The sequence below is a fragment of the Oscillospiraceae bacterium NTUH-002-81 genome (assembly GCA_032620915.1).
Classification (GTDB): domain Bacteria; phylum Bacillota; class Clostridia; order Lachnospirales; family Lachnospiraceae; genus JAGTTR01.
The window spans coordinates 1,621,197-1,634,840 of the sequence record CP136052.1; the positions used below are offsets into that span (position 1 = coordinate 1,621,197).

Consider the following 13,644-nt stretch of genomic DNA (forward strand, 5'->3'; position numbering starts at 1 on the left):
AATCCGAAATTTGATCTGTTCAAAGAATTCGGAGTAAATGAAGAAGACGTTCAATATATTCGGGTTTTGTTACATCAGACATCTGTACAAAATAAAGAAATCTCTGTACAGATAAAAGCAAAGGTGGAAAATGACAGTCAGATGTACAAGTTGAAATTGCATACGTTGTGGCCGCCTTTAAAGAAGGATGGATACATTGGAATCGTTGGATATTTTGACGCTGTAAAATAGAAGAATGCAAAGGAAGCTCAGAGGGGGATTTGTAATGGAAAAGAAAAAATGGAAAAAGGTTTTGTCTGTATCTTTCGTGATGGTGACAGCGATATCACTTCTGTCAGGCTGCGGCGGGAAGAGTGCAGAAAAAGAAGCTGCAGAAACGATCACGGTGTATTTATGGAGCACAAACCTGTATGAAAAATATGCACCATACATTCAGGAACAGCTCCCGGATATCAATGTTGAATTTGTAGTCGGGAATAATGATCTGGATTTCTATAAGTTTCTGAATGAAAACGGTGGTTTGCCGGATATTATAACCTGCTGTCGGTTTTCCCTGCATGACGCAAGTCCCCTGAAAGACAGTCTGATGGATCTTTCCACAACCAATGTTGCCGGTGCTGTCTATGATACATACCTCAACAATTTTATGAATGAGGATGGAAGCGTAAACTGGCTTCCCGTGTGTGCGGATGCCCATGGTTTTGTAGTCAACAAAGATCTTTTTGAAAAGTATGATATCCCGTTGCCAACAGATTATGAAAGCTTTGTCTCTGCCTGCCAGGCATTTGACCAGGTGGGAATCCGTGGCTTTACTGCAGACTATTATTATGATTATACCTGCATGGAGACATTGCAGGGTCTGTCAGTATCAGACCTGTCTTCTGTGGACGGACGCAAGTGGCGTACCACCTACAGTGACCCGGATAATACAAAGAGAGAAGGTCTGGACAGCACAGTCTGGCCGCAGGCGTTTGAACGTATGGAGCAGTTCATCCGAGATACCGGCCTGAGTCAGGAGGATCTGAATCTGAATTATGATGATATCGTTGAGATGTATCAAAGTGGCAGGCTTGCCATGTACTTTGGCAGTTCTGCCGGTGTAAAAATGTTTCAGGATCAGGGCATCAACACAACCTTTCTTCCATTCTTTCAGGAGAACGGTGAAAAGTGGATTATGACTACGCCATATTTCCAGGTGGCTTTAAACCGTGACCTGACAAAGGATGAGACACGTAGAAAGAAAGCAATGCAGGTACTGAACACAATGCTTTCAGAGAATGCACAGAACCGGGTCGTTAGTGAGGGGCAGGATCTGTTAAGCTATAGTCAGGATGTGGATATCCATCTTACGGAATATATGAAAGATGTAAAATCCGTGATCGAGGAAAATCACATGTATATCCGCATTGCATCAAATGACTTTTTCTCTGTGTCAAAGGACGTGGTTTCGAAGATGATCTCAGGCGAATACGATGCAGGGCAGGCTTACCAGTCATTTGCTTCTCAGCTTCTTGAGGAAGAAGCTGCTTCTGAGGATATCGTGCTGGATTCACAGAAGTCTTATTCCAACCGCTTTCACAGCAGTGGCGGGAACGCGGCATATTCGGTTATGGCAAACACTCTGCGCGGCATGTATGGGGCGGATGTGCTGATCGCAACCGGAAACAGTTTTACGGGAAATGTGCTGAAAGCCGGTTACACAGAAAAAATGGCAGGTGATATGATCATGCCAAATGGTCTTTCGGCTTACAGCAGCAAGATGAGCGGTGCCGAACTGAAAGAGACAGTCAGAAACTTTGTAGAAGGCTATGAGGGAGGCTTTATTCCGTTTAACCGTGGCTCTCTGCCAGTGGTCAGTGGTATTTCTGTGGAAGTCAAAGAAACAGATGATGGCTACACATTGAGCAAAGTTACAAAAGACGGAAAAAAAGTTCAGGACAATGATACTTTCACGGTAACCTGTCTTGCAATACCAAAACACATGGAAGCTTATCCGGCAGATGAGAATATTGTGTTTGCTGGAGGAGATACCACTGTGAGAGACACCTGGACAGGATATATTTCAGATGGTGATGCTATTCTTGCAGAGCCTGAAGATTACATGACTTTGAGGTGAGAAAAATGGACAGTAAGAATCATAATACAAAAAGAGAGAAACATGTCATAAGAAAACGGTTAAAGATAGCTGTCTTTATTGCTGTTTCTCTTGGAATTGTTTTGATGGTTTTCCGATATTTTAGATATGTGTCGAAAACTGTTTATGACGAAAGTGTTTCTCATCTGACGGAAGTGTTTCATCAGTCTGATAACATGCTGCGGGAACTGACAGATAAGAATCTGACCTATCTTCATATGTGGAGTGAGAACCTGCAGAATATTTCCGGCGAAGATGAAATTCGTGATTATATAAAGAAAGCGCAGGAAAATGCCGGATTTTTGGAATTCTTTTTTCTGTCGGACGGCGGAAACTATAAGATGGCAACAGGGGAAACCGGGTACCTTGGATTACAGGAAAATATTGAAGAGGAGATCCGGCAGGGAAATGATGTGATTGCGAATGCGGCAGTTCCCGGAAAATCTCAGCTGCTTGTTTTTGCCACTCCTAAGGCTCACGGAACTTATCAGGGATTTGAATATGATGCCATTGCCATTGCCTATGAAAATTCTGATATCGTAGATGTACTGGATATTTCTGCTTTCGATGGAAATGCCCGGAGTTTTGTTGTTCGTCCGGATGGCCGTGTTGTGGTTGATCATTCTTCTGAGGCATGGGGAAATGTGTATAATTTCCTCGGTGTTCTGAGAGAACATTCGGATATGTCTGAAAAAGAGATCGATGAACTTTCAGAGAAGTTTAAAGCGGGACGTACCGATGCGATGCTGCTAAATCTGGATGGAAGGAACTACTATCTGGTCTATGAAAAATCGGATATCCAGGACTGGATGTTTTTGGGACTTGTCCAGGCGGATATTGTCAATGCCAGTATGAACAGTTTGCAGTTTCATACAATGCTTCTCGTGGGAGCGGTCGTGCTCTGTATTGCGGCTTTTTTTATCAGTTTTATTATTCAAAAAGGCAGAACGGACCTCAGGAGGAAGGATACGGAGATTCTGTATCGGGATGAGCTGTTTCAAAAGCTTTCAATGAAAGTGGATGACGTTTTCCTGATGCTGGACGCAAAAACATATCAGGCAGAGTACGTCAGTCCGAATGCGGAAAGGCTGCTGGGCATTACGGTAGAACAGATTCGTAAAGATATTTGTGTCCTGGGAAAACTGCATCTGGCAGAACAGGAAGATCCAGAAAAAAATTATCTGGAGGAAATCCGGGTTCATGAACAGAGGGAATGGGATTTTGAATATGTTCATCTGAAGACAGGAGAAAGACGCTGGTTCCATAATATTGCAATGGGCAGTGAGGTAAACGGGAAAAAGAAATATATCCTGGTTATGTCAGACCGTACCTCTGACTGGAAAATGAACCAGGCACTTTCCGAGGCAGTACGTGCGGCGGAGACAGCAAACAGGGCAAAGAGTACTTTTCTTTCCAATATGTCTCACGATATCCGGACGCCAATGAATGCGATCATCGGTTTTACCACACTGGCTGTAAGTAATATTGATGACAAGAAAAAGGTTCGGGATTATCTGGGTAAGATTCTTTCATCCGGCAATCATCTGCTTTCACTGCTCAACGATATACTGGATATGAGCCGGATTGAGAGTGGAAAGATCCATCTGGAAGAAACGGAGGTCAGTCTGTCGGATGTGCTTCATGATCTGAAGACAATCATCAGTGGGCAGATCCATGCGAAGCAGCTGGAGCTTTATATGGATGCCATGGATGTGACGAATGAGGATGTCTATTGTGATAAGACGCGGCTAAACCAGGTGCTGCTGAATCTTTTGTCAAATGCAGTTAAGTTTACACCTGCAGGAGGAACCGTTTCTGTCCGGATCAGACAGTGTCCCGGAACACAGAAGGGCAGTGAGCTGTACGAGATCCGGGTAAAGGATAATGGAATCGGCATGAGCCGGGAATTCGTACAGAAGATTTTTTTCTCCATTTGAGAGGGAGCGGACTTCCACCGTCAGCAGGACCCAGGGTACAGGGCTTGGCATGGCCATTACCAAGAACATTGTGGATATGATGGGCGGAAGCATTGAGGTTCAGACAGAACAGGGCAAAGGTACCGAATTTATTGTCCGTCTGCCATTCCGGATCCAGACTGAGCACCAACGGATAGAGAAGATCGCAGAGCTGGAAGGCCTTAAGGCGCTGGTTGTGGATGATGACTTCAATACCTGTGACAGCGTGACAAAAATGCTCGTGAGGGTTGGAATGCGTTCGGAATGGACACTTTCCGGCAGGGAAGCTGTTCTCCGCGCACGACAGTCTATGGAACTGGGAGATGCGTTCCACGCTTATATCATCGACTGGTGTCTGCCGGACATGAATGGCATTGAAGTTACCCGCCAGATCCGCAGTCTTGGGGATGATACACCGATCATTATCCTGACTGCATATGACTGGTCAGATATCGAAGTGGAAGCAAGAGCGGCCGGGGTAACTGCTTTCTGCGCAAAACCAATGTTCATGTCAGATATCAGAGATACCCTGATGACTGCTATCGGCCAGAAGCAGGCAGAGGCAGAGGATACAATCCTTCCGGCAGCAGATTCGGATTTCAGGGGCAGATGTATACTGCTTGTAGAAGACAATGAACTGAACAGCGAAATTGCGGTGGAGATCCTTAATGAATATGGCTTCCTGGTTGATACCGCAGAAAATGGTGCAGAAGCAGTGGAGAAAGTTAAGAATTCAGCGCCAGGTAATTATGATCTGGTGCTGATGGATATACAGATGCCGGTAATGAATGGATATGAGGCTACCAGACAGATCCGTGCGCTGGATGATCCGGCCCGGGCGGGAATTACCATTCTTGCCATGACTGCCAATGCCTTTGATGAGGACAGAAAGAAAGCCCTGGAATGTGGTATGGATGGGTTCTTATCCAAGCCTGTCGTTGTTGAGGAACTGCTTGCCGTATTACAGAAGAATCTGGATTAAGTGTTTGTAACTTCAGGAAAAATAGCAAAGCCGATGGTAGAGTTGGATGAGGAACGGAAGGCGGCATTATTTAAAAGACCTGTTCCCGGAAACTTCTGAAAAGATGATGAAGAAGTGTTTCCGGTACAGGTCTTTTTTATAGTATCACAGGATGCGTATGTTTTACGTATTGGAAAACTTACTCCGCCGCCTGCTTTTTCAGATTCTTATTGGCGGTGGACAGCATGAGCTTGATCCGGTTCAGCTGGTTGACTTCGCTGGCACCGGGGTCATAGTCGATGGCCACGATATTTGCCAGCGGGTACTGGTGCCGCAGCTCTTTGATGACGCCTTTTCCTACCACATGGTTGGGCAGACAGCCGAAGGGCTGGGTACACACGATGTTCGGTGTGCCGCTGTGGATCAGCTCCAGCATTTCTCCTGTCAGGAACCATCCCTCACCGGTCTGGTTACCCAGGGAAACGATGTCTTTTGCCATGGCAGCGGTGTCCTCGATCCGTGCCGGCGGTGTGAAGTGACGGCTCTTCTCAAATTCTTTCCGGGCCGTGTTCCGCACCTTTTCCAGGAACCAGATACCTAAGTTGCACAGCCGGGCGGTCTTCTTGCTCATGCCCAGCTTCTCAGCCTTGAAGTTGGCGTTGTAGAAGCAGTAGAAAAAGAAGTCCAGCAGGTCGGGAACGACAGCCTCAGCGCCCTCACTTTCCAGAAGATCCACCAGATAGTTGTTGGCAGCGGGCAGGAATTTGACGAGGATCTCGCCGACAATGCCCACCCGGGGCTTCTGCTCATCGGTGATGGGCAGGCTGTCAAAGTCTTCGATGATCTCCCGGCAGAGCTTCTTGAACCTGCTGTAGGAAACCTTGGGTGCTGTCAGGAATCTGATGCAGGCAGCTACCCATTTCTCATGCATGGCGTTGGCGCTTCCGGGCTCTTTTTCATAAGGGCGCATCCGGTACAGGCAGCGCATGAAAATGTCACCGAACACAATCGCGTACACGGCTTTCATTGCCAGGGGGAGGGTCAGCTTGAAGCCCGGGTTGGATTCCAGACCGCTTAGGTTGATGGAAATCACCGGAATCTGCTCATAACCGGCTTTTTTCAGTGCCCGGCGGATGAAGCCGATGTAGTTGGAAGCCCGGCAGCCACCGCCTGTCTGGGAAATAATGACAGCTGTTTTACGCAGGTCATATTCTCCGGACAGCAGGGCATCCATGATCTGGCCCACCACCATCAGGGATGGATAGCAGGCATCGTTGTTGACATATTTCAGGCCGGTATTGACGGCGTTCTTATTGTCGTTGGGCAGTACCACCAGATGGTAACCGCAGGAATTTAAGGCCGGTTCCAGAAGCTCGAAATGGATCGGGGACATCTGAGGGCACAGGATTGTATAATTCTTGCGCATTTCCTCGGTGAATACCACGCGCTCGATGTTGGCCGGATGGATGGTGCGCTCCTCCGGATATTTTTTCCCGCACGCGCACGGCGGACAGCAGGGAACGGATGCGGATGCGGGCGGCGCCCAGGTTGTTCACCTCGTCGATCTTCAGGCAGGTGTAGATCTTGCCGGAATTGCTCAGAATATCGTTGACTGCATCGGTGGTCACGGCGTCCAGCCCACAGCCGAAGGAGTTCAGCTGGATGAGATCCAGATCCTCCCGCAGCTTCACATAGTTGGCTGCTGCATACAGACGGGAGTGGTACATCCACTGATCCATGACGATCAGCGGCCGCTCCACCGGATTCAGGTGGGCCACAGATTCTTCGGTCAGCACGGCAATGCCGTAGGAGGTGATGAGCTCCGGGATACCGTGGTTGATCTCGGGATCCAGATGATAGGGACGGCCTGCCAGAACGATGCCACGGCGCTTGTGTTCTTCCATCCAGCGTAGTACTTCCTCTCCCTTTTTCTGCATATCTTTGTGAAGCTGCTGCATTTCTGCCCAGGCAGCGTGTACGGCCTCGGTGATTTCGCCCTTGGAAATGTGGAAATCGTTGCCCAGCTCCTCATACAGCCGGGGGATGAGAACCTCTTCGCTCTGGAAGGAGAGGAAAGGATTGCGGAAATCAATGTCCGGATTGCGCAGCTCTTCAATATTATTTTTGATGTTCTCCGCGTAGGAGGTGACAATGGGGCAGTTGTAGTGGTTGTTGGCATCCGCATACTCGATGCGCTCGTAGGGGATGCACGGGTAGAAGATGAATTTCAGCCCCTGTTTCAGCAGCCATTCCACATGTCCGTGGGCCAGCTTGGCCGGGTAGCACTCGGATTCACTGGGGATGGACTCGATGCCCATCTCGTAGATCTTCCGGTTGGATTCCGGGGAAAGGATCACGCGGAAGCCCAGTTTGGTAAAGAACGTATACCAGAACGGGTAGTTCTCGTACATGTTCAGTACCCGGGGGATACCCACCGTGCCACGGGGCGCTTCCTCCTCCGGAAGAGGATCATAGGAAAACAGCCGCTCGTTCTTGTATGTAAACAGGTTCGGTACATCCTTGCCGGTCTTTTCCTTACCCACACCTTTTTCACAGCGGTTGCCGGTGATGAACCGCCGGCCGTTGCTGAATTTGTTGATGGTCATGAGACAGTTGTTCGTACAGCCGTGGCAGCGGGCCATGGAGGTGGAGAAGGTCAGATTCTCGATCTCCTCAATGGAAAGCATGGAGCTGACCGTGCCCGCCTCGTAGCGCTCCCGGGCGATGAGGGCAGCGCCGAAGGCGCCCATGATACCGGCGATATCCGGGCGGATGGCCTCGCAGTCGGCGATCTTCTCAAAGCTGCGGAGAACGGCATTATTATAGAAGGTACCGCCCTGGACGACAATATTTTTGCCCAGCTCTGCGGCGGAAGACACCTTGATGACCTTGAACAGGGCGTTTTTGATGACGGAGTAAGCCAGCCCTGCGGAGATGTCCGCCACGGAAGCGCCCTCCTTCTGCGCCTGTTTTACCTTGGAGTTCATGAAAACGGTGCAGCGGGTACCCAGATCGATGGGGTGCTTGGCAAACAGTGCCTCCCTGGCGAAATCCTGCACCGAGTAGTTCAACGACTGGGCAAAGGTCTCGATGAAGGAGCCGCAGCCCGAGGAACAGGCCTCGTTGAGCTGTACGCTGTCAACCGTATGATTTTTGATCTTGATGCATTTCATGTCCTGGCCGCCGATGTCCAGAATGCAGTCTACGTTTTTGTCAAAGAACGCGGCAGCATAGTAGTGGGCGACAGTCTCCACCTCACCCTCATCCAGCATCAGGGCAGCTTTGATCAGCGCTTCCCCGTAACCGGTGGAGCAGGAGTAGACGATATGGGCGTCTTCGGGAAGCAGCCGGTGGATCTCCCTGATGGACTCGATGGTGGTAGCCAGCGGACTTCCGTTGTTGCTGTGATAAAAGGAGTACAGAAGGGAGCCGTCCTCGCCCACCAGCGCCGTCTTGGTGGTGGTGGAACCGGCGTCAATGCCCAGATAGCAGTTGCCCTTGTAGGTGGAAAGATCGCCCTTCTTTACTTTATACTGGTTCTGGCGCTCCAGGAAACGGTCAAAATCCGCCTCATCGGTGAACAGCGGATCCAGACGTTCCACCTCGAACTCCATCTTGATCTTGCCGGAAAGCTTTTTCACCATGTCAGAGAGGGTCAGGGACACCTCCTCCTTGTGGTTCATGGCCGAACCGATAGCCGCAAACAGGTGAGAATGGTTCGGGATGATGGTGTGCTCCTCGTCCAGCTTCAGCGTGCGGATGAATGCGTTGCGAAGCTCCGGCAGGAAATGTAAGGGGCCGCCCAGGAAAGCGATATGGCCGCGGATCGGTTTGCCGCAGGCCAGGCCGCTGATGGTCTGGTTCACCACTGCCTGGAAAATGGAGGCGGACAGGTCTTCCTTTGTTGCGCCCTCGTTGATCAGCGGCTGGATATCTGTCTTGGCGAAAACGCCGCAGCGGGCTGCGATGGGATAAATGGCCTTGTAATCTCTGGCATATTCGTTCAGTCCCACAGCGTCTGTCTGCAGCAGTGCGGCCATCTGGTCGATGAAGGAGCCGGTACCGCCTGCGCAGATGCCGTTCATCCGCTGTTCCACGTTGCCGCCCTCAAAATAAATGATCTTGGCGTCCTCGCCGCCCAGCTCGATGGCCACGTCCGTCTTCGGGGCATAGTAGGTCAGCGCGGTGGATACGGCGATCACCTCCTGGACGAAGGGAACGCCCAGATGTTTGGCCAGCGTCAGGCCGCCGGAACCGGTGATCATGGGGGAAACCTGCAGGTCGCCCAGCTCCGCGTGCGCGTCGGAAAGCAGGGAGCTCAGCGTCTCCTGGATGTTGGCGTAGTGTCGTTTGTATGCGGAAAAAAGAATCTTCTGATCAGGGTCAAGAATAGAAATCTTTACTGTGGTGGAACCGATATCTATTCCGAGACTGTTCATCTTAGACTGTTCCATATGTAATCTTTACCTTACCTTTCTGAAAAAATATCTGTTTCATATGAAAAATTGCTTCTATATTAAATGGATAACCGCTAAAGGTCACGCATGATTCTCCATTATACGACAGATACCGATAAATGACAAATAAAATCTTTGTTTAAAAAATAAACAAAATATGGCAGGAGAGGAACCAGGAGACTGCCCGGCGAATAGAATAAGGTAACAATGCAAACCAGAGGATGCGCTGTTATGGAAGATCGAAACACAAATTTTGACCGCTGTTATGGGTTCACCCATGTGATCCAGAAGGGGGATACCCTTTATAAACTGAGCAAACAATACCATGTGAAGGTGTCAGCCCTCATTCTTGCCAACCCTTTTGTCAATATTTACAATCTGCAGGTGGGGGATGAGATCTGCATTCCCCGGATCCGTCCGGTGGTCATCCCGGTGACACCCTATCCCCAGCCGCCCTACACCCGCCCCGGCGTGATCCAGCCCCGAAGTGCGGAAGAGGACAATGGCAGAAGCGTGGACAGTGGAGAACAGATGGACAGTGGGGAAATGGAGGATGCCATGCATGCGTATGATAACGGGATGCGGCAGAGAACCACGGATGACCCTATGCGAAGAGAGCAGGAGCGCACAACTGTGGTGCCGGAAAACCAGAAAATGTCCACTCCGGTTGGGGATGGCAGCTCGTGGGACAGGGAAGATGTTCCTGCAGAATCGGAAATGGAGCTGTCAGAGCTGCCGCCTGCGGGAACAGACAGAAAAATGCCGGAAACGGGAGCAGACAGTGCCTCCGTGGAAACCGCTTCCTGCCCCTGCGAGGAGGAGCGGATCCGGGCCATGACCGTGGACGCCCTGCTGGAGGAATGGGATCTCTCCTATGCGGCTTTCGCCTCCTGCCTGGAACTTCTGAAAAAAATGTGAAAAAAGTATGATAAAAGGCTAATCTGTGGGGCTTTCGTTGACAAACGTTTCACCTGTATTTATAATGGGTCATAGAACTTTTGAAGGACGAAGGAGAAGATATCCATGAATTTTTTAAATAAAATGGAACGGAAATTCGGGAAATACGCCATTCACAATCTGATGTTTTACATCATTGTGCTGTACGGCTGCGGTTTCCTCATCATGAACTTTGCACCGGCGATGTACTGGTCGTACCTGAGCCTGGATGTGCGGGCGATCCTGCACGGGCAGATCTGGCGGCTGGTGACCTTCCTCATGTATCCGCCCAGCAGTGATTTCCTGTTCATCGTATTTTCCCTGTATCTGTATTATATGATCGGGAGACAGCTGGAATACCAGTGGGGCGCGTTCCGGTTCAACGTGTATTTCTTTGTGGGCGTCATCGGCCACATTCTGGCGGCGTTTATCGCGTATTTTGCGCTGGGGCTGACGGGCATCACCTTCCCCATGACGACCTATTACCTGAACTTGTCCCTGTTCATGGCCTTTGCGGCCCAGTACCCGGATATGGAATTCCTGCTGTTTTTCATCATCCCGGTGAAAGCCAAGTGGCTTGGTATGCTGGATGGGGTGCTGTTCGCCTGGGATATTTTCCGTTCGGTGAAAAACGGCATCCTCATCAGTCCGTCCTACTTTGCGACGGCGGTGTGTGCACTGATGGCCGTCATGAACTTCATCATTTTCTTTGCCATGACAAGAAACATGAAGAAATACAGCTACAAGGAAGTGCACCGCAAGAAGGTCTATCGCCAGGAGGTGCACCGTGCGGCATCCGGCCCGCGGCACAAGTGCGCCATCTGCGGACGGACAGAGGCGGACGGCGACCATCTGGAATTCCGTTACTGCTCCAAATGCAACGGCAATTACGAGTACTGCCAGGATCATCTGTTCACACACGAGCATATAAAATGATTGACACAAATGTGAGAATCTGGTATCATATTTAAGTCAATCCGAGTTGCCGGTGTGGCGGAATTGGCAGACGCACATGACTCAAAATCATGCGGAGCGATCCGTGCCGGTTCGAGTCCGGCCACCGGCATGATAAGGAAGTCCATTTTATGGGCTTCCTTTTTTATGTGTTGTATTTCGTGTTATAATTTTATTTTTGCTGTACTTTCTGGAGCAAAGCTTCCTGCAGAACCTGTGAAAAATTAAGTCCCATGGAAGCGGCTGCTTCGTTGAGCCATTCCGGAATGGTCAGCGTCTTTTTGACAGCCTTGTTGTTGTACATTTTTCTATAGCGCAAAGTATCGCAGGCAATATAATTAACGAAAGCATTTCCTGAAAGTGGGATAGCGGCAGGTGCAGACGGAGCCGGAATTTCACGTCCATCTTTTTCATATCCATATAAAACTAAGGCGAGAGCATCCGCAGCCATTTCGATGCCATCTTCCAGACTGTCCCCGCAGGTGTAGCAGCCTTCCAGATCAGGAAAGTTGATAGAATAAGAACCGTCTTCTTCCGGTGTAAAAATTGCAGGGTAAGCATATTTGGCCATTTTGAGTCCTCCTTTAATCAGAATAAAATATGAAGAATGAGAATTATTTGATTCCAGCATCCCTCAATATGTTGTTCAATGTTCCAAATGGAATTTCGGCTTTATGCCGGTTTTCATGATTCCTCCCTTATGATAATACGTGCAGATACGTGTGCCAACGAAAAATAAGTATAAGCACGTACAAAATGAGTTGTTTTTTCTGTGAAAACAGAGAAATTTAGACTTTGTGTGTGATGGACCTGTTCCATGATGTGTCTAAAGATTTGTTTTAGAATTTTATATGAATGATAATAGAAAGTATAGATGAAGTCTTCTGAAATGGCAATAGGAAATATATCCGTTGGAATTGTTGTAAAACCTTCCCCGGTGTGATAAATTGTAAAGTAGATATGCAAAATTTTGCGAAATCAGTTGTTTTTTGCAGGATGAGGGGGAACTGCATTGAAAAATACGGAAAAAGGGCTGACGCGTCACCTGATCGCCAATGTGATCCTGCTGCTTGTGGCAGTGTCGGCGATTCTGATGCTGTCGGGGCGGGAAAATTATGCAAGGCAGATGCAGCAGATGGAGGCGTACATCCAGGGGCTGAGCGGGCGGACTGCTCAGCATGCCAGCGATGTTTTTTGCGGATAAGCAGGCGGCCATCACGTCCATTGCCTATCTTTACGGGGAGGCGGCGCGTACCTCGCAGCTGGGGCAGGAGTGCCTGGCTGCGTTGGAGGAGAATTCAGGTTTCGACCGGATCAGGTTTGTGAATCTGGAAGGGGAGAGTTTTGCCAGCGACGGGAAGATTGCCGATGTGGCAGACCGGGATTATTTTACCCGCGGCGTGCAGGGAGAAAGCGGCGCGGCAGTGATCATGCAGTCCCATTTTGACGGGACAAAGCTCATCGGTTTTTATGCGCCGGTGCGGATGAACGGGGAGATCTGCGGCGTGATGATCGGTTTCCTGGAGGAGGAGACAGTGTCGGATATACTGGAAACCGATGTGTACGGCTATCCGGCGTTTACGATGATCGTGGATCAGGATGGTGCCTCACTGGGCCAGTATCTGGCAGAAGGATATGAGAAAGCGACAGGATTTTCGTCTCTTTTGCCTTACATTCAGGAAGAGGAGCGGAAAACGACCCGGGAGGCGCTGGAAGCGCAGACAGCTGTCAGCTTTTCTTTCACTGGCTCTCATGGCCTTTCTGCCGGAAACATTCAGCCCATTGCCGGGACGGACTGGTCACTGGTACAGCTTTTTTCTTCCAAAATCACGAAACAGTTTGTGGATGAGGTGAACCGGGATGAGTGGTTTGCCATGCTGTTGTTTGCACTGGTGCTGGTGGCTTCCGGTGTGCAGTTTATTTATTTTTCCAGAAAGAAAGCGGCGCTGGAGCATCATAAGGAAGAGCGGGAACGGATGATTGGCCTGCTGCAGAGCGTGGCGGATGAGTATATCTGTCTGATCAGGGTGAACCTGCGGACGGGAAAGGAGGAACAGTTCCGGCTGTCCCGCGGAGGGGAACTGAAGGACTGGGCAGAGGGCAACTATACATACGACCACTGCATCGAAAGCTATGCGGATCATATTGTATGTGAGCAGGATCGCTCCCGGTTCCGCCATGCGACGCAGCTGGTCTTTTTGCGGGAAATACTGGAAAACAGAAGGATTTTATCATAGAATATGACGG

General features: G+C 49.6%; 6 protein-coding genes, 1 tRNA gene and 2 pseudogenes. 7 read left to right on the forward strand and 2 right to left on the reverse strand.

The window, feature by feature from the left end:
* The first annotated feature begins 265 nt into the window (after positions 1–265).
* Both RJD28_07655 and RJD28_07660 read left to right on the forward strand, forming a co-directional pair.
* Positions 266–2,116 carry an extracellular solute-binding protein gene (locus tag RJD28_07655; GenBank protein ID WNV59337.1) on the forward strand — a complete coding sequence of 617 codons (1,851 nt, stop codon included), beginning with the start codon at positions 266–268 and terminating at the stop codon, positions 2,114–2,116.
* 5 nt (positions 2,117–2,121) lie between these two features.
* Positions 2,122–5,071 (forward strand): annotated as a pseudogene (locus RJD28_07660) (response regulator).
* Positions 5,072–5,249: 178 nt separating this feature from the next.
* Here RJD28_07660 and RJD28_07665 read toward each other — a convergent pair.
* Positions 5,250–9,504: pseudogene (locus tag RJD28_07665) on the reverse strand (acyl-CoA dehydratase activase-related protein).
* A gap of 234 nt (positions 9,505–9,738) precedes the next feature.
* On the opposite strand from RJD28_07665, the gene RJD28_07670 reads away from it, so the two are divergent.
* The 3 genes from RJD28_07670 (at position 9,739) to RJD28_07680 (ending at position 11,509) form a co-directional block, all read left to right on the forward strand.
* Positions 9,739–10,425 (forward strand): LysM domain-containing protein, encoded by a 687-nt coding sequence (locus RJD28_07670; GenBank protein ID WNV59338.1) that lies wholly within the window; start codon positions 9,739–9,741, stop codon positions 10,423–10,425.
* A 105-nt stretch (positions 10,426–10,530) separates the two neighbouring features.
* Positions 10,531–11,379: a hypothetical protein gene (locus RJD28_07675; protein WNV59339.1), complete on the forward strand. Its 849-nt coding sequence runs from the start codon at positions 10,531–10,533 to the stop codon at positions 11,377–11,379.
* A gap of 48 nt (positions 11,380–11,427) precedes the next feature.
* Positions 11,428–11,509, forward strand: a tRNA-Leu gene (locus RJD28_07680).
* Positions 11,510–11,569: 60 nt separating this feature from the next.
* Here RJD28_07680 and RJD28_07685 read toward each other — a convergent pair.
* Complete coding sequence (locus RJD28_07685) at positions 11,570–11,968, reverse strand: type II toxin-antitoxin system HicB family antitoxin (GenBank protein WNV59340.1); 399 nt, start codon at positions 11,966–11,968, stop codon at positions 11,570–11,572.
* Between the two features lie 441 nt (positions 11,969–12,409).
* Here RJD28_07685 and RJD28_07690 point away from each other — a divergent pair, with 441 nt between their 5' ends.
* The gene (locus RJD28_07690; protein ID WNV59341.1) at positions 12,410–12,601 is read left to right on the forward strand and encodes a hypothetical protein; all 192 of its coding nucleotides are present in this window, start codon (positions 12,410–12,412) and stop codon (positions 12,599–12,601) included.
* The gene (locus tag RJD28_07695) at positions 12,576–13,634 is read left to right on the forward strand and encodes a cache domain-containing protein (GenBank protein ID WNV59342.1); all 1,059 of its coding nucleotides are present in this window, start codon (positions 12,576–12,578) and stop codon (positions 13,632–13,634) included. Before RJD28_07690 ends, RJD28_07695 begins: the two co-directional genes overlap by 26 nt.
* The last annotated feature ends 10 nt before the right edge of the window (positions 13,635–13,644 follow it).

Bases quoted from the DNA above. Each gene is read 5' to 3' on its own strand.
- RJD28_07685 (WNV59340.1), bottom strand. From the start codon at position 11,968: ATGGCCAAATATGCTTACCCTGCAATTTTTACACCGGAAGAAGACGGT.
- RJD28_07670 (WNV59338.1), top strand. From the start codon at position 9,739: ATGGAAGATCGAAACACAAATTTTGACCGCTGTTATGGGTTCACCCAT.
- RJD28_07675 (WNV59339.1), top strand. From the start codon at position 10,531: ATGAATTTTTTAAATAAAATGGAACGGAAATTCGGGAAATACGCCATT.
- RJD28_07655 (WNV59337.1), top strand. From the start codon at position 266: ATGGAAAAGAAAAAATGGAAAAAGGTTTTGTCTGTATCTTTCGTGATG.
- RJD28_07695 (WNV59342.1), top strand. From the start codon at position 12,576: ATGCCAGCGATGTTTTTTGCGGATAAGCAGGCGGCCATCACGTCCATT.